27 protein-coding genes are annotated in these 26,928 nt (G+C 59.1%); 14 read left to right on the plus strand and 13 right to left on the minus strand.

All coding sequences use genetic code 11. The features are described from left to right. Position 1: 1 nt before the first annotated feature. A complete protein-coding gene (locus tag TUZN_RS02740) occupies positions 2 to 1,036 on the plus strand; it encodes an aldo/keto reductase (protein ID WP_052886036.1) in 1,035 nt (344 codons plus the stop codon). Here TUZN_RS02740 and TUZN_RS02745 read toward each other — a convergent pair. Next, complete coding sequence (locus TUZN_RS02745) at positions 1,017 to 3,761, minus strand: DEAD/DEAH box helicase (protein WP_013679403.1); 2,745 nt, start codon at positions 3,759 to 3,761, stop codon at positions 1,017 to 1,019. The genes TUZN_RS02740 and TUZN_RS02745 overlap by 20 nt on opposite strands. A 42-nt stretch (positions 3,762 to 3,803) precedes the next feature. On the opposite strand from TUZN_RS02745, the gene TUZN_RS02750 reads away from it, so the two are divergent. Continuing rightward, entirely contained in the window at positions 3,804 to 4,244 is a 441-nt protein-coding gene (locus TUZN_RS02750) for a phosphatase domain-containing protein (protein WP_013679404.1), read from the plus strand. 15 nt (positions 4,245 to 4,259) lie between these two features. Here TUZN_RS02750 and TUZN_RS02755 read toward each other — a convergent pair whose 3' ends face one another. From TUZN_RS02755 to TUZN_RS02765, 3 genes are all read right to left on the minus strand, one after another. Then, positions 4,260 to 4,781, minus strand: a complete 522-nt coding sequence (locus tag TUZN_RS02755; protein ID WP_013679405.1) for a hypothetical protein — start codon at positions 4,779 to 4,781, stop codon at positions 4,260 to 4,262. A 205-nt stretch (positions 4,782 to 4,986) separates the two neighbouring features. Then, a complete protein-coding gene (locus TUZN_RS02760; RefSeq protein ID WP_013679407.1) occupies positions 4,987 to 6,477 on the minus strand; it encodes a type II/IV secretion system ATPase subunit in 1,491 nt (496 codons plus the stop codon). Next, a complete protein-coding gene (locus tag TUZN_RS02765; protein WP_013679408.1) occupies positions 6,474 to 8,048 on the minus strand; it encodes a hypothetical protein in 1,575 nt (524 codons plus the stop codon). Before TUZN_RS02765 ends, TUZN_RS02760 begins: the two co-directional genes overlap by 4 nt. Positions 8,049 to 8,307: 259 nt before the next feature. Between TUZN_RS02765 and TUZN_RS02770 the strand changes: the two genes are divergently transcribed. The 3 genes from TUZN_RS02770 to tmk all read left to right on the plus strand — a co-directional run bounded on the left by TUZN_RS02770 (position 8,308) and on the right by tmk (position 10,810). Beyond that, entirely contained in the window at positions 8,308 to 9,102 is a 795-nt protein-coding gene (locus tag TUZN_RS02770) for an electron transfer flavoprotein subunit beta/FixA family protein (protein WP_013679409.1), read from the plus strand. A gap of 2 nt (positions 9,103 to 9,104) precedes the next feature. After that, positions 9,105 to 10,145: an electron transfer flavoprotein subunit alpha/FixB family protein gene (locus TUZN_RS02775; protein WP_013679410.1), complete on the plus strand. Its 1,041-nt coding sequence runs from the start codon at positions 9,105 to 9,107 to the stop codon at positions 10,143 to 10,145. 80 nt (positions 10,146 to 10,225) lie between these two features. Continuing rightward, positions 10,226 to 10,810 (plus strand): dTMP kinase, encoded by a 585-nt coding sequence (tmk, locus tag TUZN_RS02780; RefSeq protein WP_013679411.1) that lies wholly within the window; start codon positions 10,226 to 10,228, stop codon positions 10,808 to 10,810. Between the two features lie 22 nt (positions 10,811 to 10,832). Here the strand turns inward: tmk and hisH are convergent, their stop codons facing one another. Genes hisH through TUZN_RS02795 form a run of 3 tightly spaced genes read right to left on the minus strand, consistent with a single transcriptional unit; the run spans position 10,833 to position 13,320 of the window. Beyond that, on the minus strand, positions 10,833 to 11,408 hold the full coding sequence (gene hisH, locus TUZN_RS02785) for an imidazole glycerol phosphate synthase subunit HisH (protein WP_013679412.1): 576 nt from the start codon (positions 11,406 to 11,408) through the stop codon (positions 10,833 to 10,835). Further along, a complete protein-coding gene (gene hisG / locus TUZN_RS02790; protein WP_052886037.1) occupies positions 11,405 to 12,256 on the minus strand; it encodes an ATP phosphoribosyltransferase in 852 nt (283 codons plus the stop codon). The genes hisH and hisG overlap by 4 nt, the downstream gene beginning before the upstream one ends. A gap of 41 nt (positions 12,257 to 12,297) precedes the next feature. Next, entirely contained in the window at positions 12,298 to 13,320 is a 1,023-nt protein-coding gene (locus TUZN_RS02795) for a pyridoxal phosphate-dependent aminotransferase (RefSeq protein WP_013679414.1), read from the minus strand. Positions 13,321 to 13,363: 43 nt separating this feature from the next. Here TUZN_RS02795 and TUZN_RS02800 point away from each other — a divergent pair, with 43 nt between their 5' ends. Together TUZN_RS02800 and hisI are read left to right on the plus strand one after the other, a co-directional pair. Then, the gene (locus tag TUZN_RS02800) at positions 13,364 to 13,852 is read left to right on the plus strand and encodes a PaREP1 family protein (RefSeq protein ID WP_013679415.1); all 489 of its coding nucleotides are present in this window, start codon (positions 13,364 to 13,366) and stop codon (positions 13,850 to 13,852) included. A gap of 7 nt (positions 13,853 to 13,859) precedes the next feature. Further along, positions 13,860 to 14,267, plus strand: a complete 408-nt coding sequence (gene hisI / locus TUZN_RS02805; RefSeq protein WP_013679416.1) for a phosphoribosyl-AMP cyclohydrolase — start codon at positions 13,860 to 13,862, stop codon at positions 14,265 to 14,267. Positions 14,268 to 14,271: 4 nt separating this feature from the next. Here hisI and hisE read toward each other — a convergent pair whose 3' ends face one another. Both hisE and hisD read right to left on the minus strand, forming a co-directional pair. Then, entirely contained in the window at positions 14,272 to 14,556 is a 285-nt protein-coding gene (gene hisE, locus TUZN_RS02810) for a phosphoribosyl-ATP diphosphatase (protein WP_013679417.1), read from the minus strand. Next, positions 14,553 to 15,668, minus strand: coding sequence for a histidinol dehydrogenase (gene hisD, locus TUZN_RS02815; protein WP_013679418.1), 1,116 nt, complete (start codon positions 15,666 to 15,668; stop codon positions 14,553 to 14,555). The genes hisE and hisD overlap by 4 nt, the downstream gene beginning before the upstream one ends. Before the next feature lie 92 nt (positions 15,669 to 15,760). Between hisD and TUZN_RS02820 the strand changes: the two genes are divergently transcribed. Genes TUZN_RS02820 through TUZN_RS02845 form a run of 6 tightly spaced genes read left to right on the plus strand, consistent with a single transcriptional unit; the run spans position 15,761 to position 23,040 of the window. Next, on the plus strand, positions 15,761 to 17,233 hold the full coding sequence (locus TUZN_RS02820; protein ID WP_013679419.1) for a hypothetical protein: 1,473 nt from the start codon (positions 15,761 to 15,763) through the stop codon (positions 17,231 to 17,233). Then, positions 17,230 to 17,673, plus strand: a complete 444-nt coding sequence (locus tag TUZN_RS02825) for a hypothetical protein (protein WP_013679420.1) — start codon at positions 17,230 to 17,232, stop codon at positions 17,671 to 17,673. The genes TUZN_RS02820 and TUZN_RS02825 overlap by 4 nt, the downstream gene beginning before the upstream one ends. Then, positions 17,670 to 21,161 (plus strand): hypothetical protein, encoded by a 3,492-nt coding sequence (locus TUZN_RS02830; protein WP_013679421.1) that lies wholly within the window; start codon positions 17,670 to 17,672, stop codon positions 21,159 to 21,161. Before TUZN_RS02825 ends, TUZN_RS02830 begins: the two co-directional genes overlap by 4 nt. Then, positions 21,158 to 21,844: a hypothetical protein gene (locus TUZN_RS02835; RefSeq protein WP_013679422.1), complete on the plus strand. Its 687-nt coding sequence runs from the start codon at positions 21,158 to 21,160 to the stop codon at positions 21,842 to 21,844. The genes TUZN_RS02830 and TUZN_RS02835 overlap by 4 nt, the downstream gene beginning before the upstream one ends. Then, positions 21,841 to 22,425, plus strand: a complete 585-nt coding sequence (locus TUZN_RS02840) for a hypothetical protein (RefSeq protein WP_013679423.1) — start codon at positions 21,841 to 21,843, stop codon at positions 22,423 to 22,425. The genes TUZN_RS02835 and TUZN_RS02840 overlap by 4 nt, the downstream gene beginning before the upstream one ends. After that, positions 22,426 to 23,040, plus strand: coding sequence for a 6-hydroxymethylpterin diphosphokinase MptE-like protein (locus TUZN_RS02845; protein WP_013679424.1), 615 nt, complete (start codon positions 22,426 to 22,428; stop codon positions 23,038 to 23,040). Here TUZN_RS02845 and TUZN_RS02850 read toward each other — a convergent pair. Genes TUZN_RS02850 through TUZN_RS02860 form a run of 3 tightly spaced genes read right to left on the minus strand, consistent with a single transcriptional unit; the run spans position 23,008 to position 24,928 of the window. Then, on the minus strand, positions 23,008 to 23,316 hold the full coding sequence (locus TUZN_RS02850) for a hypothetical protein (RefSeq protein WP_013679425.1): 309 nt from the start codon (positions 23,314 to 23,316) through the stop codon (positions 23,008 to 23,010). The genes TUZN_RS02845 and TUZN_RS02850 overlap by 33 nt on opposite strands. A gap of 38 nt (positions 23,317 to 23,354) precedes the next feature. Continuing rightward, positions 23,355 to 23,657: a ferredoxin family protein gene (locus tag TUZN_RS02855; protein ID WP_013679426.1), complete on the minus strand. Its 303-nt coding sequence runs from the start codon at positions 23,655 to 23,657 to the stop codon at positions 23,355 to 23,357. Continuing rightward, entirely contained in the window at positions 23,654 to 24,928 is a 1,275-nt protein-coding gene (locus TUZN_RS02860; protein ID WP_013679427.1) for an FAD-dependent oxidoreductase, read from the minus strand. The genes TUZN_RS02855 and TUZN_RS02860 overlap by 4 nt, the downstream gene beginning before the upstream one ends. Before the next feature lie 104 nt (positions 24,929 to 25,032). On the opposite strand from TUZN_RS02860, the gene TUZN_RS02865 reads away from it, so the two are divergent. Continuing rightward, complete coding sequence (locus TUZN_RS02865; protein ID WP_013679428.1) at positions 25,033 to 25,713, plus strand: molybdenum cofactor biosynthesis protein; 681 nt, start codon at positions 25,033 to 25,035, stop codon at positions 25,711 to 25,713. On the opposite strand, the gene TUZN_RS02870 is transcribed toward TUZN_RS02865, so the two are convergent. Then, positions 25,710 to 26,924, minus strand: a complete 1,215-nt coding sequence (locus TUZN_RS02870) for an ATP-binding protein (protein ID WP_013679429.1) — start codon at positions 26,922 to 26,924, stop codon at positions 25,710 to 25,712. The two genes, TUZN_RS02865 and TUZN_RS02870, sit on opposite strands and share 4 nt — an antisense overlap. Positions 26,925 to 26,928 lie beyond the last annotated feature (4 nt).

The following is a 26,928-nucleotide window of genomic DNA, read 5'->3' on the forward strand; positions in this document are numbered from 1 at the left end:
CATGGACTACGTAAATCTGGGCTCAAGCGGCTTGAAGGTGTCGAGGCTGTGCCTCGGCACCTGGCACCTCCCCGCGTCACGGGAGGTCGACCAATACGGCATACCTAAAGTGGACGTGGAGGAGCTCAGAAAGATAATAAAGAGGGCTTTCGACGCCGGCATAAACTGCATAGATACCGCCAACAGATACCACGGCGTGATGGCCCCCGTGGATCTAAACCACGTGGGCAATGCGGAGAGGATACTCGGCGAGTTGCTCGCCGGATACGACAGGGATTCCTACGTCCTAGCTACTAAAGTCAGAGGACAAATGGCGCCGTGGCCTAACGGCGAGGGTCTCTCCAGGAAGCACATAATGTGGCAGATAAGAGAGTCTCTGAGGAGGTTGAGGACCGACTACATAGATCTATACCAGTTACACGCGCCGGATCCCTCGACGCCCCTCGAGGAGACTATGGAGGCCATGGCAGATCTGGTCCACAGAGGCTTGGTCCACTACATCGGGGCGAGCAACTTCTCCGCAGACGCATATGCCTACATGGCCCACCTGGCGCGGGAGCTACACGTACCCTTTATCTCCGCGCAGGAGCTCTACAACTGGCTGGAGAGGCAGAACGAGGACAAACTGCCAGTGGCAAGGAGATACGGGCTCGGCCTACTCGCCTACTCCCCGCTAGCGCAGGGCTTCCTCACCGGCAAGTACCTCTCCGGCGTGCCCGAGGGCTCCCGGGCGACGAGGCCGGGAGATCTCTCGAAGGAGCTCGTGAAGCGGTATTTGACCCCCGAGAGGCTCAAGGCGCTCCAGGAATTCCACGAGGTGGCCGCGGACCTTGGCGTAAGGGACTCACAGCTGGCGCTTGCCTGGCTTCTCAAGCGGTCCGAGGAGGTCGGGGTGCCGATCGTGCCGATAATAGGGGTGTCCAGACTGGAACAACTCGAGGAGGATCTAGAGGCTTTGTCGGTCAAGCTGAGCTGGGACGCCTACAAGAGGCTGGAGGAGATATACGCTACCCTCGTCAATCCCAGAAAGCCCTAGTGGCGGCGTACTGCCTCTCGGCGTCTACTATAGCGCTCCACAGATCGTCCCCGGCGGCCAGCCTGTTGAGTATCCTGACGGCCGTCTTGGGGCCCACCCCATGGGCCAGCTGCACCAGTACCCCCACCTTTCCGTGCTCCAGTACTATAGACGCGCTGTGTCTCAGCTCGTCGAGCTCCCTGGCCTCCTCCCTATCCAACTTGCGCCTTGCCCTGAACTTCCTCCATATCTCCAAGGCCCTCTCCAGATTTCCCTTGACGACAGCGACGGCGCCGACGCCGCATCTAGGGCAACTTATCCTGTCGGGTAGCAGGTAAGCCTTCCCTCTGAAGGTCCAGCCACAGTTTAGGCAGAGCAACGTGGCCTCCCTATTCAGTATCCTCTTGCGGGCTAGGTCCTTCACCGCCTCCTGGGACAGCCCCCTGTAGGTGAAGTCGACGCGTAGCGCCTCCTCAAGCAACGGCTTGTCGACGGCCGTAGGCCCGGCATATCTCTTGACCTCCACCCTATAACGGCCCGACCTTACGCCGTCTATCAGATCCAAGAGGGCCTTCAAGTCTAGCTTCTCCACGAAGATCTCGTTGACAGCCTCTATGCCCGGCAGATCGTCGGCGTAGGCCTCTATCAGCCTAGGCGGTATGTCCTCGGCGTCTCTCGACAGAAGGCCTACTCTCTGGGCTACCTGTAAAAATCTATACTTAAACATACGTGAGGCCTTTACTGCGTTCATCAAAGTCCTCTGGACATATACATCATCCCTATAGAAGGCCTCCACGAGAGGCTTTTGCACGATAGGCTCTCTGTGGATCAGCAAGACCCTGTACGGGTCTGCCCTATAGCCTATCGGCCCTAGATACGCCGACAGGTGGTGGGATAGGTACATGCCCAGCGCCTCGTTCCCCTTAGAGCCGAGGCATGAATGAACCGTCGCGAACCTCCCGAATAGGTGTATCCTCACCGTTTCCGGCGTGGGTATGTCCTCCTCGGCCAGCCCCTCCACATCGGCTATCCCGGCATATCCGCCTCTGAGGGCTTCCCTCAACGCCATGGCCCTCCTCCTGCAGACGTCCTCCGCTATCTCCCTAGGCACTGGGATCTCCTCCCCTATCCACCCCGGCAGAGCCCCCACGAGATCCAGCTCGGGGTAGAGGAAGACGGCGTCGCCCTCTATTTTGGAGACCGTCCAAGCCCTGCCCGAGAGGATTATCTTGGCCCCCGGCTCGATCGTGAAGACGAACTCCCTATCCAGCTCGCCCACGACCTTTCCGGCGGCTTGGTCGACGGCCCTATACCTCTTCTCGTCGGGTATGGTCGACACGTTCTCGAAGTAGTACTTAATAGAGCCCTTCCTGGGCCTGAGCTGGTCCAAGAGCCCGTGCCTCTGCGCGAAGTCCAGGACGAGCCTCAGATCGTCTGCGGTGAGGCCGGCGTACGGGTGGGCCCTCTTGGCCACCCTCAAAATGTCCTCGAGGGAGAGGGGCTTTCCGTCCAGCCTCGCCTCCAGCGCCATGCCCACTACCTGGTGCAACAGAACGTCCAGCGCGACTTCGTGGTACTCCACCGCCCTCTCCAGCTCCCTCCTCAAGGCCCTCTCGGCTATCGCCTCGGCCTCTAAATAGTCCTCGAGGTCTGACGCCACCACGACGCCTCTGGAGACGGCGTCGAGCCTATGCCCCCCTCTGCCCACTCTCTGGACCAGCCTAACTACTTGTCTGGGGGAGCCGTACTGCACCACCAGCCCTATGTGGCCTATATCTATGCCCAGCTCGAGGCTCGACGTGGCGACCACCGCCTTCAACTCGCCTGTCTTGAGCCTCTCCTCGACCGAGAGCCTGTGATCTCTGGCGAGCGACGAGTGGTGCACCTCCACGCCGCCTCCGAGCAAGGCCTTGAGCTTCGCCGCGAGGAACTCGGCCCCATCCCTCGTGTTGGCGAATATCAGCACGCTTCCCCGCTCCCTCTTTATGAGATCCGCCACGTACTTTAGGCGGGCGAGGGTCTCCGGAGTTACGTCGTACTTCTCTGCGGTTGCGTAGTCCTCCTCGGAAGGCGTTGGGGCGACGACCTCCACCTCGTAGCGCTTGGCGGCCGAGACGTCCACGACCTTGACATCGCGTCCGGAGCCGCCCAAAAAGCCCGCGACGAGCTTGACGTCGCCGACAGTCGCCGACAGGCCGACTCTCTGGAATTCCCCCGCCAGCTCCACGAGCCTCTCGAGGCCGAGAGCGAGCTGGACCCCCCGCTTGCTCCCAACCAGCTCGTGCACCTCGTCCACCACCACATGCCTTACACATCTCAACGAGCTCCTCAGAGATCTGTTGAGGAGAATTATCTGCAGAGACTCTGGGGTAGTTATGAGCAGATGAGGAGGCGATCTGTAGATCTTGCGCCTCGCCGCCTCGGCGGTGTCGCTGTGCCTCACCTCGACCTTAACCCCGACCATGTCGGCCACGGCGGTCAGCCGCCTCAAGAGATCCCTATTGAGGGCGCGGAGCGGGGTTATGTAAAGGGCCTGGACGCAGTCCTTGAGCCCTTCATCGAGCATTCTGGACAGTATGGGGAACACGGCGGCCTCGGTCTTCCCCGTCCCTGTAGGTGCGACTATCAACACGTGTGCTCCTGAGAGGACTGCGGGGATCGCCGCCTCTTGAACTGGCGTGGGCTCTTTATACCCCAACGCCTCTATAGCCTCCCGTAAATCCCGCCTCAATAAGCTAAAGGCCACGCGCGGCGAGTACCTATAAAATAAATAGCTTTGTGCCTATCTATGTCGCTCGGCGCGATCTCGTTCGACATAGACGGTGTCTTGGTAGACGCCTCTCGCCGCCTCTCGATGTGCTTAAACGGCGGCTCGGTTGACTGGGACTGTTTCCTCGACTGCAGTAAGCTAGGTCTGGACTCGCCTAAGTACCGATATATAGAGCTCGCCTTGCGCCTGTACGAAAGAGGCCGCAAGATAGTCGTAGTCACGGGAAGGCCGGAGTACATGAGGCGGTGCACCGAGGCGCAACTTAGGTCCTACGGGGTACCCTTCGCCGGCCTCTATATGAGGCCTCTAGGCGACGTCCGACAAGACCATCTATATAAGGCCGACGTGATGGCTAGACTGATAAGAAGCGGGGTCAAGATATGGGCGCACTTCGACGATAACCTCGATACCGTGAAGGCCCTAAATGCGTTGGGGATAGACGCCGTTCTCGCCTACTGAGCGGGATATAGCCTATTACTCCAACGTGAACACCTCCGTATCGCTGACTATAGTCGGCTCATTGGGCGCGAACTCGGAGCCGAGAAGCCTCCTGTATAGCCTGACCTCCCTAAGCCACGTAGGCTCGGCTACTTGGTATCCCTGTTCCCTCGCCTTGTCGGCTATCTCTATCAGTTGAATTACCCTAGGATGAATAGCCCTTCGCGAACCCGCCGGCACGACGTCGATTATGTGCACGCGGGATAGACTACGCGTCATCTCCTCCAGCTCCTCCAGCCGCCTCCGGGATCTATACGTGCGTCTAACCAACTGACTAGCCCGGGCCGCCACTTTAGGCGCGCGGGCTATCTTCACGCCAGCGACGGCGAGCCCCACGAGGCCCAGAACAGCCCCAGGCGCGTTGAAGAGAAACGCCATGAGGAACGCGGCCGCTGCCGAGAGCCCGACGAATATGCCGAGGGCTTGGAGATCCCGTATCAGATAGCCGCCCAATGCGGTGAGTAGAGCTATCAATAGAGCTAGATAGAGGTCGTTCATAGCTCAATAACGTAACATGCAGATATTGCAACTATTTGTAATTGATTAGAAGTAGATTTCTTTATTTTATTATAGCATTCTTTCAGTATACGCAGTTTACTATCTATATATTTATCTAGATGCGGATCTTTGCCTCTTAGAGATAGCAGATTAGTGGTCTCCTTCTCCAAGGCCCTTAATAGTACCTCAGGCGTCCCGTAAAGTATCACGGCGTCTTCCGCTTAAGCCTATAGTACTGCCTAACCGCCTCGGCCACAGCCTCCGCGTCGAGCACTCCCTTATCGGCCAATGCCTGCAAGAGCTCGGCACGCGCAGTGACCTCCTCTATACCGCCCAGCCTCTGTAGCCAGAACGACCGTTTAAGGTCCATGTTGAAGGCGTCCCGGTTGCGGTCGTAGGTCCCTACCTCCACCAAGCCGAACTCCTCCTCCTTTATCTTTATCCTGTTCAGAGCGGGGTACGGATATGCTCTGAGCCAGACCACCTCTGTGAGCGAGGTGACTCGCCTGCCCCAGTCGAACTTCTTGACAACCGCAACGGCGCTGAAGGCCGATATGTGTTCGGGGGAGACTCCCATGGCTTCTCCAGTCATCCTCATGAAGGCCTCGACCATATCCTCGGCGTGGAAGGTCGTGGCGCCGCCGTGGCCCGTCAATATACCTTGTATCAGCTCGTGTATTTCGCGGCCGCGGCTCTCGCCTATGACCACTATGTCCGGCCTGGCGCGTAGGAGGAAGCGGACTAGGTCTATCAGATATATCGCCGACTCCGAGCCGGGGAGGTTCTTCTGGTAGTCGTAGAGAGGCGAGGTGAACAGGAGGACGGAGTTGGTGAAGCTCTTTGGGAGGCGTATTTCTGGGGTCTCCTCGGCCACCGCTATGCGTTTGTGGGGGAGTAGGACCAGCAACGCGTTGAGGAGCGTCGTCTTGCCGGAGCCGGTGCCGCCTATTATCATTATGGACTTGAGGTTCTCGAAGAGATACCACAGATAGGCCAGCCCCAACGCCGAGATGGTCTTGTTCTTTATGAGCTTGGTGGGCGATATGGGCTCGGGCGGCTGGATACGGACCGAGACGTAAGGCGGGTTACGCGACGTCTTGCCCGACATGGCCGTGGCGAACCTAAGAAGCGCTCCGTTGGGGAGGCGCAGGTAGGTGTCCTGTATAGGGTACTGTTCGTTCAACGGCCTGCCGGTCTCGGCGTACACCCTGCTGATGATTCTCAAGATCACCTCCTTGTCGGTCGGCACTATGTTGGTCTTTATGTTGTAGCCGTAGTCTCTGTGGTCTACGAATATGGGGCTGTCGGTGCCGTTTATGTTGACGTTCTCCAGCCGTACGTCGTAGAGGAGGGGGGTGAGGTAGGAGTAGTCAGCCGCCTCCAGCTGCACGTAGAAACGAACGGGCGCCCTGAGCGGCTTGGGGACGCCCACGTCGCTCATGGCCATGTCTATGAGCTTGCCCAGCTCCTCTCTGGTCATGTCCGGCCTCACAACCTGCCTCGCGGTGAGGTACTCCACTATCTTGTAGACGTACTCGCCCACCTTATCCGAATAGGGGAATGAGTAGTTGACGGAGTAGCAGAAGCCATCCTCGAATTTGTGTATAGTTATTCTGGCGCCCTCGACCCCGTACTCCTCGACGGGTATGCCGGGGCACTGCTCCAGCCTGAACCCTAGCCCGCGCGACGCGCTCATGGCAACCCTGCCGAGGAGGACGTTGCGTTAGCCGGCTTCAGAACGCTTGTGGTAACCATTATTACGATAAACATGGCTAGATAGAAAATCGATAGGTATATAAGGCCGCCCCGCGTCGAGAAGCTCACCTTGGCGAAGAGGAAGTAATAGCCTATGGCCAACATGCCGAACGCCAGATAGAGGAAGTTCATGCCTATGCCGCCTCCGCCGAGGCCGGCCGCCGACACGGGCCCGCCGCCAGCGACGCCGGCCATGGCTTGGCTCATTATAATCATGGAGGCGTTCACGAAGGCCACCATGGCGGCGCCCAGCACCGCGAGGAGCCTCACGATACCTAAGGCTTTGCTCAACTGCTCTCTATAATCGAAGAGCTTTGCGACGAAGTTCTGGAGCTGATCTACTGTGGAGCGGGGGAGGGTGCCCAGCCTGTGTATGTCGAAGAATATCCTGGCGACTATCGCCATTATCGGTTGCATGCCCCTCACGACTATCTCCTCCAGCTCCGTCATGCCGGACTTTATCGCGTTGAGCATCGAGGCAGCTCTCGGGGTGAAGTCGCCGAAGTTGCCGTAGGTGACGGCGTTCTCCATGGCTCTAACAACCGAGGGGGAGCGCTTCAGCTCGTCGAGCACGACGTATGTGAAGTCCATGAACCCCCTCTCGAAGGACCGCGCGTTGACTCTCTCCCTAGTGACGAAGTAGCCGAGGCCCGCTATGGCGGCGGCCGCGAGGGGCGTGTATGTGCCGAAGTTGAGGAAGAAGCCCAAAATCATCATGGCTACGCCGGATATCAAGGCGAAGATTAGGGGCCACAGCCTGAAATCCATCTTCAACAGAGGCACGTTGATGATCAAGCCCATCACGGCGCCCATCACTGCCGGTAGCAATCCGCCCATCAAGATAAAGACCCCGGCGTTTCCGCGCCCCACAACTATCGCCGTGACTGACACCATGGCAAGCCCCACGATCGTCGCCGAGATGGCCGAGACGAGGGAGTCCATCCTCCTCTGCATCCCTGTGGAGAACTCCACCATGTCCATGTCCATATACAGCGAGAGCTTCGCTATTATGTCCTCGCCGACTCTAAGCGCTGTATAGAGCGAGTTGAAGCGGTAGATGAGCTTCTGGGGAGCTAGCTTCTCGACGGCGCGCTTCAAGGCGTCTAGGGGCTCCATGCCCAGCATCCTCGTGTTGTTCCAAGCCGTCGCGGCGAGGGTCCTTATGCCCGGTAGCTCCTTATATCTCATCATGCGCTGTATGGCGAGCTCCAGAGGGGCCTTGGTCGCGAAGGTCATCTGCACGAGCACCGTGAGGAACGGGATCTCCATGTTCAACATCTCCCTTATGGAGGTTGCTCTGACCCTTATGATGACTTTCGGCATGAATATGAGGAATACGCCGAGTCCGAGGAAGAGCGGCCCCAACGGAAACGCCTTTGCCAACGTGAAGAAGGCGCCCAGGGCGGCTAAGGCGACGCCGCCCAGGAGCGCGAGCCTGATAGTCTGTCTAAACCTCAACGGATCTAGATCGGTCCGCTCGATGCCCTTCATAAGGAAGTTATATACGTTCACGAACTCCGTCGGACTATCTCTATTATATTTTTTCCGTCAACGAGTCGCCCACATATAGCGCCACGGATTTTCGAGGTTGTCCGTCTAGAGATGCCCATCTGGACAGCTAGTGGGCATCTTTAGCTGTCCAGACAAGGATTTCGCTAGGAGGACGTCGTGCGGTACGGCCCATTGACCTCCTAAAAGCTTAGCCTCTAGGTGAATTGCGCTTCTGCGGTATATGTAATTACATTTATAAAAACCCGATATTGCCATTGCGATGAAGTTCGTGGTGTTGACAAAGGCAGCGGTACCTCTCTCCACGGCGATAAGGATAGATCCCAAGACAGGCACCCTGGTTAGGGAAGGCGTGCCTCTATCGACAAACCAATGGGATCGCGACGCCGTTGAGTTCGCGCTGAAGTTGAGGGATAGGTATGGGGGAGAGGTCATAGCCATATCCATGGCCCCGCCGTCAGGCATACCGGCTCTGGAGAGCTTGATAGGCATGGGAGTTGACAAGGCCATATTGGCCACCGATAGGGCCTTCGCCGGCGCCGATACTTGGGCCACCTCGTTCGTTTTAGCCAAGACGATTGAGAAGTACGTGCCTGACTACACGTTGATCTTGGCAGGCGAGGAGACCGTAGACAGCACGACGGCCCACGTAGGCGCCCAAGTAGCCTCCCACCTCAATATCCCCTACGTCTACTACGTCTACGACGCCGAGATACAGGGGAACAAGATTAGGGTGAAGAGATTTCTCGAGGACGAGGGCGTCGACGAGTTCTACGAGATGGATCTCCCGGCGTTAATATCCGTCGCTAAGGGCACACAAATGCCGAGGGAGATCAGTCTGTCCCGGAAGCTAAATGCGAGGGAGAGGATAATACAAGTCACAAACAAGGAGCTGGGGCTAGATCCCGAGTGCGTGGGCTTGAAGGGGTCGCCTACCTTCGTGGCGACGCAGACCGGCGCGACGTTTCCCCCGAGGAAAAAGAAGATATTCCAGGGCGACCCGCGCGAATCAGTCAAGGCGTTCGTGGAGGAGCTCAAGAAGGAGGGGTTGTTGTAGCCATGCCCTGCAAGCTCTGGCCCGAAATAAACAAGGAGGAGTATAAAGGCGTTTGGGTATACCTAGAGCACGACGGCGCCAAGCTCAAAGACGTCGCCCTCGAGCTGTTGGGCAAGGCGCGGGATCTCGCCGCCAAGAGAGGCAAAGCTCCCGTCGGCGGCGTCCTAGTCGCCGGCACGGACGAGATGGCCCAGGAGGCTATCTACCACGGCGCGGATAAGGTCGTGGTTATAGTTAACCCCGAGCTGAAGGTCTACACTCCCTACGAGTACGCCAACGCGATAGCCAAAGTTGTGGCCAAATACAAGCCGGAGATCTTCTTGATAGGCGCCACCAAGAGAGGCCGCGAGCTCGCTGCGTTCATAGCGAATACATTGACGACGGGCATAACGGCTGACTGCACCGCGCTCGAGATAGACCCCAAGACGGGCGACCTCATGCAGATACGCCCGACCTTCGGAGGCACCCAGATGGCCACGATAAAGACGCCGCATAGGAGGCCTCAGATGGCCAGCGTGAGGCCCGGCGTGTTCCCCAAGCCCCCGCGCGACGTCAATAGAAAGGGCGAGATAATACACGAGGCCGTGGAGATCAACGGCAGGAGGACGACCTTCCTAGGCGCCGAGAGGAGAATAGAGCGCGACATAGCCGACCTGCCGCCCGTGGAGTCGTCGGACGTGGTGGTGGCCGGCGGGAGGGGGCTGGGCTCCGCCGAGGGCTTTAAGCTGTTGGTCGAGCTGGCCAAGCTCCTCAACGGCACTGTGGCCGCCTCGTTGATGGCAGTCCGCGCGGGCTGGGCGCCGCACACGAGGCAGGTGGGGCAGACGGGGAAGACCATCAGGCCGAGGCTCTATATCGCTGTCGGCATCTCGGGCGCCGTACAGCACATGATGGGGATACAGGAGTCGAAATACATAGTGGCCATAAACTCGGACCCCAACGCCCCCATAGTGCAGAACTCAGACTACGCGATAGTCGGAGACTACAAACAAATTGTGCCTCTCCTGATAGAGGAAATTAAACGGGCCAAAGGACTCTCTTAGGCTTTTTGCGTAACGCGGTTTGAGGAGCGGCGGATTGACAGTTGTGGACTGGTCTTATAAAGCGTCCAGAGGAGCCAACCGTGGGCCTCTTCGTCGCGATAGAGGGCATAGACGGGAGCGGGAAGAGCACCGTGATAGAGGAGTTGCGGAAGATTCTGCCCATATACGCCACCAAGGAGCCCAGCGACGGCCCCATAGGGCGGCTGATTAAGAGCTGGGCGTTGAGGGGAGGGACCACGGACCCCTACGTAGACGCTCTGTTGTTCGCGGCCGATAGGCTCGATCACTACCAGAGGGAGATAGCGCCGGCGTTAGGCGAGGGCCGGGTAGTGGTGACCGAGCGCTACGTCGAGTCCAGCATCGCCTATCAGGGAGCCGCCGGGGTCGACATAAAGTTCATCGAGCTGATCAACGCCCGCGTGCCGGCGCCCGACATAACGGTGCTCCTCGACATAGAGCCCGAGAAGGCCGTGGCGCGCGTCAGCGCCAGGAGCGGATACGTAGAGAAGTACGAACGGCTGGAGTTTCTGAAGGCAGTCCGCTCGATATATTTAAGGAGGGCGGCCGAGCGGGGCTACGTCGTGCTCAACGCCGAGGAGCCGCCGGAGGCGATCGCGAGGAGGATCGCAGAAATGATAAGGGCGGCGGCAAACCCCGCCCTTTAGGGCAAGGAGGAGGTCAGAAGGGCTAGGACTTAACGAGGCTGAGGAATTTCCTCAGCACCGTGAGCCCCTTCTTGCCGCTCCTCTCGGGATGGAATTGGACTCCGTATATGCCTCTGCCGTGGTCGCACACAGCGGCCACATACCTCCTCCTCAGCTCTATGTACGCGGCCTCGTAAGACGCGCCTCTGGCCTCGACGCCGTAGCTGTGGAGGTAGTAGTAGTAGCCGTCCTCGACGAGGTCGCACGCGCCGGTTGCGTACGTGCGCTCCCAGCCTATATGGGGAACTCTCTCCGCGTCTACCCGCACCACGCGGCCCGGGAAGAACGAGAGCCCCTGCCCCTCCCCCTCCTCGCTAGACTCGAAGAACAGTTGCATGCCTAGGCAAATGCCCAGCATCGGCTTAGAGCCGGCGTATTCCTTCACGGCGGCGGCCAGCTTGCTCGCCACGGAGAACGTCCCCACACCGGGCAGTATCACCGCGTCGGCGTCCTTAAGACCTTCGCCCTTCGAGACGAAGGCCTCGGCGCCGGCTCTCCTAAGCGCCGAGATCAAGCTTCCGATATTGCCGACAGTGTAGTCCAGTACGGCCAGCCTCATCTGATCAACTTGTCGAGGGGCACTATGACCACGTCCTTGGCGCCGGCGGCCTTGAGCCTCATTATTAGGTCGGGCAGATAGTCCTCGTCGACTACCGAGAACACCTCGTACATATCGCCGCGCGCCAGGCGGGCCACGCTGGGGGATTCGAGGGCCGGGAGGACGGAAATCACGTCGGCTATCCTATCGGCCGGCACGTTGAGGAACACCATGCGCTTGTTCTGGGCGTTCAGATAGCCCTTGATGTAGGCCGCGAGCTTCTGCACCACGTAGTGGTCGGCCCACGCGCGGCTTGCGACCAAACGCGCCGATGTGTCCAAGATCTTCCCCAGAGGCTCGAGGCCGTGTAGGGCTAGAGTGGTGCCGGTGGCCATCACGTCGACTACGACGTCGGCGACGCCCAACATCGGCATGACCTCGACAGAGCCTGAGACCTTGACTATCTTGACCTTCTTGCCCCGCTCCTCGAAGAACTTGGAGGCCAGATTGACGTACTTAGTGGCTACCTTGACCCCGTCGGGCAGATCGTCCACAGATCTCCACCTTCCCTTCACGGCCGCCACCACTATGGAGCCTCTCCCTATCTTGAGATCCAACAGCTCCACGACGTCGGAGTCGGCGCCGGACTCGACCACGTAGTCGTGCCCTGTTATCCCCGCCGCCACGTTGCCGGCCGCCACTATCTGGGGTATGTCCTCCGGCCTAAGCCTGACTATGTTGAGGTCGGGCCACGTCGTGGGGAGTATTATGGAGCGCTCGTCGGACGCCAGGAGGCTGATGCCCGCCAGCTCGAGGAGCCTCAAGGCGGGCTCCATCAAACGGCCTTTATTAGGTACGGCGAACAGTATGGGGACTGTCCGCTTCCGGCATGGCGCTCCCTTGAAGGGGCCTATATAAGCTTTATCCCGATGGTCTCCCCCAACGCCGCCAGGAACTTCTCCATCACGTCCATAGGCGCCACGGTGAACCTCAGGCAGGAACGGCAGAGGGGCCTGCCGCCGAGGGCCCTCACTGCGAAGCCGCGCCGGTAGAGCGCCTCGGCGATCTCCTCGGCGTCGTCGAGCTTCAACGTTATGAAGTTGCCCTCACCCACGTATTTATCCAGCGGTAGCCTGGAGGCGACTCTGCCCCTCACCTCCCTCATCTCCTCGACGGATCTGCGCACGTAGTTCTCGTGCTCCAGCGCCCTCTCGACGGCCTTAGCCGAGTAGCTACTTATCGGGTGCGGGTAGGCGAGCGCCTTGAGGGCCGAGGCCAGCTCCCGCCGGGCGACGAGGTAGCCCACCCTGAGGCCTGCCAGGCCCCAGGCCTTCGAGAAGGTCCTCGCCTCGACGACGTTCCCGTACTCGTACAGCTCGGGCCTCCACATGCCCGCGAACTCGGCGTACGCGGCATCGTATATCAACAAGCCGTCGAGGCGGGAGGCCAGCTCCGCGAGCTCCTTCACGACATGTCCAGTCGGGTTGTTGGGGGAGCAGACGTAGACTGCGCCGCCTCTAGCCCTCCTGACTACCTCGTCCACGTCGAGGCCAAGGTCGGGCTTGTAGGGAAGCTGGACGTACTCCACGCCGAGCTGATCCGCGAGTATCCTCGGCATGCTGTAGGTGGGCTCGAGGACGACGAGTCTCCTCTCCTCAGCGTAGTGGAGGAGCTGTACGGCTATCCGTAACCCGTCGTCGGCTCCGGCCGTTATCACCACCGAGCCCTCCGGAAGCCCCATATGGCCCTCTATCTTCGCCGCCAGCGACGTGTTGTTGGGCTGCGTATAGAAACGGGCCTCCCAGCTCTCTATATCGCCGAGGATCAGCCGGTAGTACTCCTCCGGCAGGAACAAGTTCTCGTTGAAGTGGAGCCTATATACCCGATATCCCACGTCGGGCTCCTCGTAGAACTGCGGAAGTCTCTTGAACATTGGAGGGCCGAAACGCCAATTTTTTATACGTCATACAACAAGCGTGGTCGCGCTGGTGCTTCCGTCGAGGGTGGTGCAGGAATTGAGAAGGAGGGCTGAGGCCGAGGGGATCTCCCTCGAGGACTATGTCCTTGAGCGATTGCTGGCGGACGCCGACCCTCCCGAAAGGGCTAAGACATATGCCGAGACGGCGGTCGAGATGTTGCAGGCGGCCGAGGAGGAGCTTAGAATTGGCGATTTGAGGCAGGCCAGCGAGAAAATCTGGGAAGCCGCGGCGCTTGCGGTGAAGGCCTACGCCTACTGGAAAGAAGGCATGAGGCTGACGTCCCACGGCGAGCTCTGGCGCTATAAGGACAAGATAGCTGAGGAGTTGGGCGACTGGGTACACGACGCCTGGGCTCAAGCCAACGCCATGCGCACAAACTTCTACGAGGGGTGGGCCACCGAGGCCGACGTGAGGAGGGCCTACGGAGAGGTGAGGGATCTGGTCGAGAGGATCGCCGAGAGGGTACTAGGGCGGCCGAACCCCTAGCGGGGCCGTGGAGCCTAGGCCTCTTGCGCCAGCCGACGAGGCTTGGAGAATCGCCGCGGGGCTGAACTACCGGCAGAGGGACGGCACGGTGATCGCGGTGGTGCAGGACGTCGAGACCGGCGAGGTCTTGATGGTGGCCCACATGGATCCGATCGCCGTGTTCCTCACGTTGGTGACCGGCCTAGCCCACTACTGGTCGACCAGCAGGAGGAGGCTCTGGCTGAAGGGCGAGACGTCCGGCCACTACCAGTACGTCGTGGAGTTCCGCACGGACTGCGACGGCGACGCGGTCCTTCTAAAGGTCGTCCAGATAGGAGCGGCCTGCCACACCGGGTCGCGCTCCTGCTTCGGCTCCAAGTACTCAAGGCTTCTGCCGGAGCCCCACAAGCTGAGGTCGAAGCTACTCGCCGATTAAGACGCTACCTCCTCCTGCGTCTGAGCTCCGAACAGACGTCGTCGAGAGAGAGCCCCTGGGCCGCCAGCAGGACCAGCAGATGGTACACGAGGTCGGCAGCCTCCTCGACCACCCGCCCTCTCCCCTCGGCGAGGGAGGCCACGGCCAGCTCGACCGCCTCCTCGCCGACCTTACGCGCTATATAGTGCACGCCTTTGGAATATATAGTATAGGTATAGCTGTTGGGATCTTTGGACGAGATCCTCTCGCGGATCACCGACTCGAGCTCCTTGAGTACGTCGCAGCTCATCGCAAAGCGTCGGCGTGGCGTCTGAAGCCCTCGTACTCGGCCAGCCTCACTGCGTATTCTCTCAGCTTGGTGTCGCCCAGAAGCCAGGCGAGGCCCACGGGCTTCATGAAGGTCAACGGCGTCACGGCCCCCCTCCACCTGGCGCTACCGCCCGTGGGGAGGACGTGCGATATCCCCGCGACATAGTCGAGGAGCGGGCTTGGGGCGTCCACCGATATGGCGCCGGCGTTCTTCACCATCTGGGCCAGCCGCGGGGCGCCCCACACCTCCAGGTGTTCGGGCGCCACCTCGTCTATTATCCTGGCCGCCTCCTCCAGCGACGAGACGGCCCGCGCCTCGAAGGAGCCCATAGAGCTGGTCCTCTCCTCCGCGTAGATCCTCCCCGCCTCCTTGACCAACGCGCGGTCTCTGGAGAGGAAGAGGGCGAAAGAAGCGGGGCCGTGCTCGAGCTGGGCCAAAGCCCCCGCGACCGCGCGCCTAGGCTCCACGCCCTCGGCGTAGACCACCAGCTCGGTCGGCCCCTCAATCCCGTCTATCCCGACGTAGCGCGAGAGGACGTACTTCGCCGCCTGGACGTAGACACCGCCGGGGCCCGCCAGCATGTCCACGCCGATTTGAAACGCCGCGTAGGCCAGGCCCTGGGGGCCGCCGAGGCTCACGACGCCCCTCACGCCGAGCCTCTCGGCCACTGTCAAGAGCTCGGGCGTGACGCCTCTGGGAGGAGTCACCACGTAGATGTCCCTAACCCCCGCGACTTTCGCCGGGACCGCGAGCATGACAAGGGTCGATATGTACCTCGCGGGGACGTAGAGCGCGGCCCTCTCGACGGGGCGCCACGAGACGGCCCTCAAGACCCCCTCGTAGTAGTCCACAACGTCGGCGGGGCGTAGACGGGCGTAGACCCGCTCCAGCGACCTAGCGGCCTCAAGCGCGGCCTCCACGACGGATCCGTCGGCGGCCGGATCCCCTCTAGGCTGTACAACCACCTCTCTGGGCTCTACCCCGTCGAGCCTCCTCGACCACTCCAACGCCGCGGCGAGGCCCCTGGCCTTTACGTCGTCGATAATTTCGGCGGCGGCCCTCAAGGCCTCTTCTGGAAACGGCTCCCTCACGACGGCCCTTAAGGCCGCCTATTTAAGCATGACACGCCGCAATCGTCAAGCCGCACAACGCAAAATTTATCAATATATACAGGTTTCTACCCGTGCAGTCGATAGAGCTCGTAGTCGTGGGGTTCGTCATAGTGTTCTTCATAGCCATCACGTTCTACGTGGCTGGGGCGCTGTCGGCACAGCCCCAGGCCCAGCAGGCAGAGCTGAACGTAATGGCCCAACAGATACTGCAGAGGATAACCACATACAGCGCATACAACCTGTCGCAGGATGTAGGGGTGGCCGATCCCAACGCGCCCGGCTACCTGAGCGACTACGCCATAGACTATCTGGCAATGGCGTCCGCCCAGCTGTCCGGATACCCGGCGTGTTATATGAATAAAACACAAAGCGAGCTCGCCAGTACAGTAGGCTCTACCGTATACCTGGTCGGCTACGGTTATGTCATACCCAACCTAATACAGGGCACGCTGAACTTGACGGCCATAGCGCGCAATCTCTTCGGGAATAACTATAATAGATACGACGTGGAGATCCAGATAAAGCCGCTGGTCAGAATGGCCATATGCCCCTATGTAACCGTCACGGTCTCCGGGAAATCCGTTACGTTTAAGAACACCGGGAGTCCTATATGCCGCCAGTTCTACTCGGCGATGGGACAGAGCCTAACCAACGGTACAGTATACATAGTCGCCAGAGGATCCTCCGCGAACCCATCTGGCAACGTAATCTACACAGTTTACTACTGCACAATACAACAGTCTAGTTCTAATTCGAAATCCGCAAGCACTTGCTACCCGCCGTATACTACGAGAACAGCGCTTGCGCCGCTTGGATCTAGCCCCATAGGCGGTTATTACTACAGCTACGCCGTGGCGCAGATGCCGACCTATGTCAGCTTTACGCAGATAGTAGGCGGATCCTCACCGCCATCGGCAGCTCTGGTTATCTATGCCCAGAAGGTGGACTACCCCTACAGCGCGACCTTCTACGTGTTTAACTCTACGCCGGTATCTCTAATATATGGCGCGCCCTTCCCCGGAAATACGGCCACCAGACTCTACCTGATACATGACGCCGATTACTTACAGCCAGGCACAACCACTCCCTGCGACGGAAGGCTGGCTAACCCATCGGGCAATCCGCCTAGTGGTAGGTCCGCTAATGGCATAAGGTACATCACTCTATATACAAGCCAGGGCCTTGTTAATTACGGCTCGAACATAACACTAAATCCAAGCAGTCAGCAAGTCCAGCCATGTGGACTATGCCAGAATCCTAGTTGTACCGCTTGTTGGCTTGATTTGCCGACAGACGCATTGCTCGCATTGGTATCTGTGGAGGCTAATTCTAACTCAGTAAATATACCGAAGGTTGCTCTCGTCCCCATACCGCTGTTCCCCGCGCCGCCAGCCACCGACGTTGATATAAAGACGTGGCTTAGGTGGGGCTTCTCAACCGCGCCCCAGGTCTACGCGGCCTCTGCCTGGGGCGTCTTCAACTCGCTCACCACGACCTACCTCGTCAACGTGACGGTCTACGAATATCCCGGGCCTGTAAGATGAGGTGGGTCCTCGAGCTCCTCTTCGCCGTATTGTTGGTGGCGCTAGCCATCTACGCCATGACGCTGTTGCCTAGAAGCCCCGTATCGACGACCATGGGCAGACAAGACGTCGAGACGGCCTACAACACCCTCCTCCAGCTCTCCCTAAGCCCCACGTTCCTCAACGCGCTCGACTCCGCGATATGCTCCGGCAGTCCGGCTGCCGTTAAGTCGGCCCTCGACTCGCTGATCCCGCAGTCGTACATATACAACTTCACGGTGTATCTGGCCGGCGGCTCCCCGCCGCCTTGCCTAGTATGCGCGACGTGGAACCAGAAGCTCCTCTCGGTAGCCCGGCCCACGGGCTGGGGAGGATCGGCCTCCTCCTCGTCGGCCGCCGTCTCCGCCGTCCTCCCCGACGGCACCCAGGTCAAGATAGTGCTGTACGTGGCGAGGCCATGAAGGGCCAGTGGATAGTCCTGACGGCGCTGGCCGTCGTCGTGGCCGTGGCGGTGATATACATGGCCTACGTCTCCTCTACCATAGTCCCCGTCGCCTCTATCCAGAGGCCCGCCTACGGCATAATGAGCCAGAACTGGCCCGAGCTGGTCCAGCTACTGTCGGGCTACGCCACGTTCCTGGCCCAGTCCGCCGCCTCGAAGATATCCTCCGGCGCGCTGGACGCCGGCCTCTACAACAACCTCCTCCAGACGCACCCCAACGATATATACTTCCAGCTACAGGCGACGTCGCAGTACGCGGCCTCCGCCCTATCGGCGGTGGAGCAGAGCCTCATACCCCTCGGCACGTTCGTAGCGGGGAGCTACGCGATCGACCAAGGCGGCTTCGGCGGGACGCTCGGGCCCTATCCGGCCGCCGTCATTCTCAGCGACGCCTATAACTTCTCCTACTGGTGGAACATGGGCGCACTCTCGGCGCCGGGCGTCTACAAGGTCTATAGATTCGTGGTGACGCCCTACAGCCAGATCCTGAACAGCGACTACGTAATAATCTACTCGGCCGACGTGAGGAGGCCCACTTCGGTAGGCGAGAGCTACAGCGTCCCCATAGCCGACATACTCAACCAAGCCAGATCGGGCAACGGCTACGACGCCAGCCTGCTCAAGCAGAAGCTCTACCTCATACTGGTCAACAACACGGCGCTGGGTCAGGCCGTACAGTACTACGTCACGCAGGGTTGTAACTACCATAACCCCAACGTGGTTGGGAACTTCAGCGCCATGCTGGCGAGGGCCTTCGTCCAGCTGCCTTGGTGGTCCGAGTACCTCAAATGCCCCTTCTGCCTCTTCGACTTCAAGATGCCGAGAGGTTCCCTAGCCTCGCCCGGCGTATCCGACGAGGTGATGGTGCTCCTGTACAGCCAGCCCACCTCCAGCGTCTACCTGACCCTCAACATCCCGCTCATGATGCAAGCGTTCGGCAAAACGCCTCCCTCCAAGGGGCCCAACTTCTGCTACGACTCGGCCAACTACCAATACGTCTATCAGACACCGGCGTCGCCTAGCCTAAACAACAACCCCTATGCCGTCTATAACTTCAGCGGGATCAACGGCTTCTTCAACGCCGCGGCTATGGCGAGCTGGCCTAGCTCTATAACGTACAGCATGTGTCATCAAGTAGGGCCGGAGAATACGCCGACCCCCATAGAGCAACTAGTCACAACTTCGGTCTATGGCAACAGCACCACGGGCCTCCTCCTAGGGGCGATATACCCGGCGGGCACCTACGACGTGGGCTACCAGATATGGAACGGCTTCACGGTGCCGTCGAATTGGCCCGGCTTCCAGGTAAGGGTATTGGTGAATATAACAAATCCAAATGAGGACGAGATGGGCTACCTAGCTCTGTTCTGGGGAGGATATGACGGGACTACCTTCCCCTGGTGTGCCGACATGGTCGCAGTACAGCCCAAGGCCAATCCGCAGGAGTTCACGTGGTCGTACTTGCCTCAGGGGTTCGGTTCGGGCCCGTGGCATATCTTCTCCTGGCAACAGGGTATAGCCTACTCATCTATGGATAGTAATAGGTGGTATATACTCTCTATATCTCAAACAAATACTGGTAATATATATTTATCTGTATACAAGTTTTTATCTAATTCGACAGGTCCCATGACTCTGTATTCGGCTCGATGGATCCAATCACAGTCCTTCTTGCGGAGCTTTAACATAGTATTGGGAACTGACGTGGAGGATGCCACCATGAGCACGGACTGGAACAACACCGCTGTTTACGACTTCCTCGCTGTCAGGCCTTGGGCCTATCCAGAGCCGTCTGCGGTCTTGACAACGCTGGGCTCGGCCCCCGTCGTGAATCCGCCTCGGCAGATAGTGCTGGCCTACGGGACCACGTCCTACGTGAGGTCGTCGGCATCTCTGCTGGGCAACATATCGCTGGCTCTCGTCACCGACCTCAACATAAACCGAACTATATCTGTCAACGCAACGACGAAATACGTACTCTTCCAGAGAATCAACGCGACGTATAACCTATACACCTACGGCGTATTAGTTAAGGCCAATGCGCCTAGGAGTGCCCTCAGTACAAACTTCGCGATTTACCTAAACTATGGCGGTATTCTCTACAACTACACATGTGGAGTGGTTAACGTATGCAACCAAACGCTGGCGACTTACTACGGATATTTCGGCGGGATCGACGTAGCTCTCTACAACGTGACCTTCCTTGTGCCCCGTCATTCGAGCTTTGCCGTCGTGGCCCAGTTGCTAGGGGCTCAGCTAGCTGTCAACAATCTGACTGTGGTACATCCCCAAGTCTACTATATCTGGAGCGGCAATTCGCTCTATCTTATCAATATAGGCAATATGGACGCCGTATTCTATTTCCCCTGGCAGTCCGGCAGACCGATAGTTCAGTCAGTCACGCCAAACGACGGCGTCTTTGGAGCCAGGCTAGATATAGCCGGCCCGAACGGCAACAAGTGGACTCTAGTAATAGTGCCGCCCGCCAGCGCCGTCAACGTAACTCTGACAGCCGGGCAACAAAATATCAACCTCTATGCCCCTACATGGGAACAGCAATTCCTATATCAAGCCCCTCTCGGCAGTAACTGCCGTTTGTTGCAAGTATATTTCCCATCTAACTACGCCGGCACCAATCTGACATTAATAATACCACCAGCTATCCTTAATTCATTAGGTTTCAAAACAAGTACCTTCAACACATTAAGCTTTACAATATTCACAAGCAACGGTTGGAGCCCGCCCTTGAAATACTCAGTTGCAGGCTGGGGCGACGTCTGGCTTAACGTGGCTCAAAACAAGGGATGGTTTGCGTATAGAGGAACTTTATTACAGATATGTCCCACCTCAACTAAACAATCATCGGCTATGAGTGCTGTAGCTATATATTATAATCCATCTATATCCCAATCGACGTATGCAATAGGCAAGTATGCCAATCTAGCCTATTATCCCGACGGATTCGCCGTTGTAGTGAACGCGTCTTCGCCACCTTCGCAAGTCATGCTGACCAACACGACGCAGTTCTCCGCATGGTGTTCTATCGGCACGCCTGCTGGTAGCTTTATAGCAATATTCAGAGGAAGTTCTGGTTTTTCGCCTTGGCTTAACCAGTATGCCGGCTACTGCTATAACCAGTTTATCTGGAATACCAATGGCACGGGCTCCGAGATCTACTTCGTGCTTGCTTTGACTAAACAGTTTGCTAGTTACCACATAGCGACGATGTCAAATAATCTCCTCAATACTTACGATAAATGGTGGTTTAATTCTCTGCCTAACACGGCATACAATTCTATCTTACTAGCTTGTAGTAGCTGTAATGGGCCCTTCAAGAGCTTTAACTACGTATATGTCACTGGCACCACCTACGGCATCGTCGTGATTCCCTACACCTGGCCTCTGCCTTACTTTATATTGGACGGACAAATTTATCAGACCATATGAGAGGCTTGGAGGCTCTGGAGGTGGCCATCCTTCTGTCGGTGTCCCTCGCTATAATATTCGCCGCAGTGCCCTATATAGTCCAGAACATATTCCAGATAGAGGCGAGCCTCGAGGCCAAGAACGTTATGGCTTTCCTGACGGCGTTGGCAGACTCGCTGGAGACCGACTTCGGCATGACTGGCGTCCAGAGGATGTACCAGTTGCCCAACTCGTACTTCGGCTCGTTCTACGTGAGGACGCCCAGGCTCTACGTGACGGTCCAGTGCGGCGGCGTGTCGCAGACCTACGTGTTCAGAGAGGCCGTGATCGGCTACAACTCGACCTACGTCGAGTTCGGCAACTCGATGCTTAGAGGCCTCAACGGCTCCCTCGCAGTGCCTATAGGCGAGCCTGTGGTGGCCGTAAACTCGACCTACCCGAGGACTGTGAGGCTCTACAGCCGCGTCGTCTTCGTCAACGGGACCAACTCGCTGTACCTCTACACGATCTCGGCCTCCTTCACGCAACAAGGCAACGGCGGCGTCCTCGCCTACGTGGTAGGTCCGCTGAACTCCACGTCGATTAGTTGCGGCGGAAGCGTCAACGTCGTAGTGCAGAGCAGGCTGGGCTCCAAGACCGTCTCGTTCAACAACATCAAGAACATCTACATAGTCTGGAACAACATCACCCTTATCTGGAAATGAGAGGCATATCGGCGATCGAGGCGGCCATACTCTTCGGCTTCATGGCCGCCGCGTACCTCCTCGCCTCATACCTCGTGTGGCTGCTGTCGTACCAAGCCTTCCAGCAAGAGGCGGCCACCACCGCTAAGCTGATGGCGCGTTACGTGGCCTCGCAAGTGGCCGACCTAGCGTCCTCGTCGTTGACGCCGGGGGTGAGGTCCATCAGCTACAAGCTGTTTCTCCCGACGCAGTTCCCCAACTTCGACGCGTACTCCTACTCCATAGCGCTGGTCAACAACTCCACTAGGCCGGGCACCGTCTCGCTCTACGTGGTGCTGAACTTCACGGCATATCGCGGGTCGTTCGCGGCGAGCCTCTACAGGGTCTCGTCGTTCGCCTACAGCCTAAACGCCTCGTTCGCAGGCGTGAGGATATACGCCACGAACTTCGACGGCGTGATTGGGGGGTCCTCATGCGTCGTCCCGTCCCCGGTGGCGCCCGGCCTAAACGCCGTCAACCTCACGCGGCCGGGATGCGGCGCCCTTTGGTACGCTCCTACGCCGGCCAACTACAAGCTTCTGACCGTCGTGAGGAGCGGCTAGATGTGGCTCGTCGACCCCCTCGAGTGGCAGTACGCGATGTCTCTGGCCAGATCGCTTCTGCCGGAGCTCTCCTACTCCCGCGATATCGAGGCGGCGCTCGCCGCGTCTAAGCTCGGCGGGCTTCCCCTCGAAGCGTTGAGGCGGCTCGATTGGTCGCGCCCCGTGATCTACATGCCGCCCTTCGAGAAGCTCGCCGAGGGATCCATCGTGGTGGCCGTTGAGGGGTTCACCGCCCGACGCCTCGTCACGATGGGTATTAAACCCGACATAGTGGTGACCGATCTCGACTTCGAGCCGGAGTCGGCGGGGCTGGGCTCGCTGGCGGTCGTCCACGCCCACGGCGATAACGTGGAGAGGCTTCAATCGGCGCCTCCCCGTAGGGTCTTCACGGTCCAAGTCCCGCCTCCGCCAGGCACGGCGAACGTGGGGGGCTTCACCGACGGCGATAGGGCGGCGTATCTGGCCTACGCCATGGGCGCGCGGGAGATAACCGTGAGCGGCTTCTACCCAGACGTGCCCGTGAAGCGCCGCGATTCCGTAAAGGCCAGGAAGCTGGCTCTGGCAAGGGCCCTTCTGGCCCGCCTATCGAGGAGAGTCCCACTGCGCTTTCTCTGAGAACGCGGCCAGCATCTCGAGGGATCTCGCCAGTTGCCTAAGCCGCTCCCCGTCGTCCTCGAACTCCAGATACTTCTCCACCGGTATCTTCATGTCCATCATGTCCTCGCCAGCGATATATACACAGAGCGCGCCTCTGCACACGGTCAGCGTGTATATGGTCCTATAGGGATACAGCTCTGTGTAGTACCAGAGAAACCCGCCTATGGCTCTGAGGGCCTCCACCACCCTCGGGTCCCGCGACAGCTTCGCTATCCTCCCCTTGTCCACATCCATACGTGGACCGCGTTTTCAATTTATAAAGAGTCGCCGCTCTACGAGAACCTGTACCAGACGCCCATGCCGGAGCGGGGGTAATTCCAGTCTATGTTCTCGTAGGGGCACACCACGCGGCAAGTCCCGCACTCTAGACAAGCCTCGGTGCTCAGCACCACTATGTCGCCTTGTTGCACGTAGCATTTGGCGGGGCACATGTAGGTACAGGGCTTCTTCTCGCAGAGCCTGCACTTCTCGGGGTCCTTTATCTTTATGTGGGGCCTGTATATATCGGTGTCCCATGCGTTTACGTTAAGCCTCTCCTCTATGGTCAAGAACTTAACGGCTTGTTGGGCGCTCATAGGTATGCCAACGCGTACATCGTATTTATCAATATCTTCATTAGAGAGTCGCCCCGCTCGCCTAGAGTCGTCTTGAGGGCGGAGGCGACGGTCGGCGGCCTGTCCTCGACCGTGAAGTAGTTGCGCATGAACGCGTTGACCAGCTTGGGCATGTCGTCGAAGGCGAACCGGCCGGAGAGGATCTTATCGGCGTTCTTAAACGCCAGGAGGTCTCTGAGGACGAAGCTACTCCTCAGCTTGTCGTCGTAGCGGGACAGAGCGTCGGGCCGCCCCGCCTCCTTAATAGTCTCGGCGGCCAGCACGCCGGATGCCACCGCGAAGTCGACTCCTCTGATCAAGACGCCGGCGTGCATCAAGAAGCCGGCCGCATCGCCCACGATAAGCAGTCCGTCGTACGAGAACCTGGGCGGCGCCATGGATATCCCGGCCACCGGCGTCAGATGCGCCGAGTATTCCTGCAGGCTAGCGCCGGCGACTAGCTTGGATATATACGGGTGGGTGCGGAACCTCTCGGCCAAGTCGTATACGGGCGTCGTGAGCTGGCGCCAGGACGTCAGGTAGACCACCACGCCGAGGGCCACGGCGTCCTTATAAGTGTAGAGGAAGGCGCCTCCCGGCAGATATTCCGTCGGCCATCCGGCGAAAGCCCACGCGAGGCCTTCGTCCTCGGACAGCCCGAGCCTGTCCTCCATAATCTTTCTGTTCTCGAACTTGAGGACTTCCTTGGCGCCCACCGCCACGTACTCCGGCTTAAGCCTCTGCACGATTCCGGCCCTCTCGAGGAGCAGTCTGTTGACTCCCTCGGCGTCGATTATGTAGTCGGCGTATATCTTGTCCTGCCCCGACCTCACGCCCACGAACCTCCCCCTCTCGTCTCTGAGCAGTTCGTCCACGACGACCTCAGTGACTATCTTGGCCCCCGCCGATGTGGCCAGCTTGCCGAGCCAGGAGGTGAACGCGACGAGGGGGGCGACGAAGCTTGACTTCTCCGGCTTGATCACCTCGAACTCTATAGTGGTGACTGATTCGTCCGACATTAGGGAGACGCGCTCCTTGCGTACCCACCGGTCGGCCGGCGCGTCTTTCCTGAACTCGGGCAGATATTTGTCGAGCCAGTAGGCGTAGATCCTCCCCCCGTATACCTGTTTAGAGCCCGGCTCCCTCCCCCTTTCTATGACCAAAACCTTAAAGCCGGCGGAGGCCAGCTTATAGGCGGCGGCGAGGCCTGCGGGACCGGCGCCTACCACAACCACGTCGAACTTAGACGACATCGGTAAGGCGAAGGGCTTTGCTTAAAAATATTGGGGATAGCTTATAGCGAAAAGGGACGTTGCGGAATGCCGATAGGCTTAAAACGCCAGAACCGCAACCCTCCGTGAGGATCCGGGTCAAGTACTTCTCGGCGCTCCGCGACATAACGGGGAAGATAGCCGAGGAGCTCGACGTGCCGGACGACTACACGCTCGGCGAGCTCGTCGACTGGTTCTTCAAGACCTACCCCAAGGCCCTCGCGTATAGAGACGACGTGATCTTCCTCGTGAACGGGCGCAACGCCACTGAGAACTACCTCCTCAGAGAGGGGGACGAGGTGGCGATAATGCCGCCGGTGTCGGGCGGAGGCGGGCTGATCTCCGGCGAGATCGACATAGGCAAAGAGGTGGAGGACATCATAGCGAGGACGGCGCCTAGAGGCGCCGGCGGCGTGGTGATCTTCGTCGGCTTCGTCAAGGGGCGCGTCGGCGACGCCGAGGTGGGCGAGCTGGACTACGAGGCGTACGAGCCCTACGCCAGCCAGAAGATAGCGGAGATAGAGCAGTGGGCCCGCTCGGTCGACGGGGTCCTCGACGCGAGGATATACCACAGAGTGGGGGCGCTCAAGCCGGGCGACCACACGATCTACGTGATGGTCGCCGGGATAAACAGAGACGTCTCGTTCTCGGTGGCCAGGCAAGCGCTCGAGAGAGTCAAGCACGAGGTTCCCATATTTAAGCTGGAGCGTAGAAACGACGGCGATTACTGGGTCGTCGGCGACGGCAGACGGATTAAGAAAGCCTAGCCTCCACTCCCCGAGGCTGTCCGGCCCCCGCAACTGGCGAGCATCCACCTCCAGGCGGGGATGGCGCCGTGGTCTTCCGAGTCCCAGCTAATCAGCGTGTAGGACGCGGCGCCTAGCCTCTCCGCCGTCTCCCGTAGCTTCCTCGCGTGTTTTTCGTCCGGCTCGTAGGCCACCTCGTAGAGCTCCACCGTGCCGTCCTCCACATAGGCGAGATCCACCTCGCCGCCGTCCAGGTCCACGTAGTACAGCCTGCCTCCCCTCTCGACAGCTCTCCTCAACAACTCTATGAAGACCAAGTTCTCCAGCCTCCTCCCCATGTCCAGCCCGCTCTTGGACAGTGAGGCGAATACCGGATCGACTAGATATATCTTTCTCGGCGCCTTGATCCTCCTCTTGGCCGGGCCGAACCTCTCCACGACGAAGAGGAAGTAGGCCTCCTCCATATAGCGTATATACGCCGCCGCAGTCTTCGCGTCTACGTCCAAGGACCTGGCCAGAGATCTCCACGTAATCGGGTTGGCGTAGTTCTCGAGCACGAGCTTGAGCAGAGCCTCCAGCGCCTCGACGTCGCGCACGCGCCGCCTCTCCACAATATCTCTATAGAATACAGTATCCACGAGCGATCTGACTTTGTCCAGCGATCTCCCCAGCCAGATTTCGGGAAAGCCGCCCCACCTGGCGTATTCCTGAAAAAGCCGTCTGGCCAGCCCCGCGTCCCTAAACGTCTGGGCCGCCGACATGCCGGCGATTTCGCAGAATGAGAGCGGCAACAATAGGCGAGATATATAGCGACCTCTCAGCCTCGCGGGTATCCGCTCCGCCGAAAGCTCGGAGGTGGAGCCGGTTACGTAGAGCCTAAAGTCCTTAACGTCGTGGAGCCATCTGAGCCTATAATCCCAGCGAGGCCAGGCTTGCACCTCGTCGAGGAATAGATGGACGGTCCCTCTGGGGTAGACTCTCCTCACCTCCTCGGCCAGCCTCCTCTCGTCGAGCGAGTTGACCCACAGATGCTCGAACGACGCGTACAAGACCTGCTCGCCCCTCTCCAGTAGTTCCCAAGCCGTCTTCAGAAACAGAAAGGTCTTCCCTACCCTTCTAGGCCCGACCACGGCGACTATGTCGAACTGGGATGGGGGCAACCTAAAACGTCGGGGGATCTCGCGCACGTTCCTAATAGACTCCAGATATTCGCGGCTCAACACGTCTAGCATTGTG

This window comes from Thermoproteus uzoniensis 768-20, from assembly GCF_000193375.1.
Classification (GTDB): domain Archaea; phylum Thermoproteota; class Thermoprotei; order Thermoproteales; family Thermoproteaceae; genus Thermoproteus; species Thermoproteus uzoniensis_A.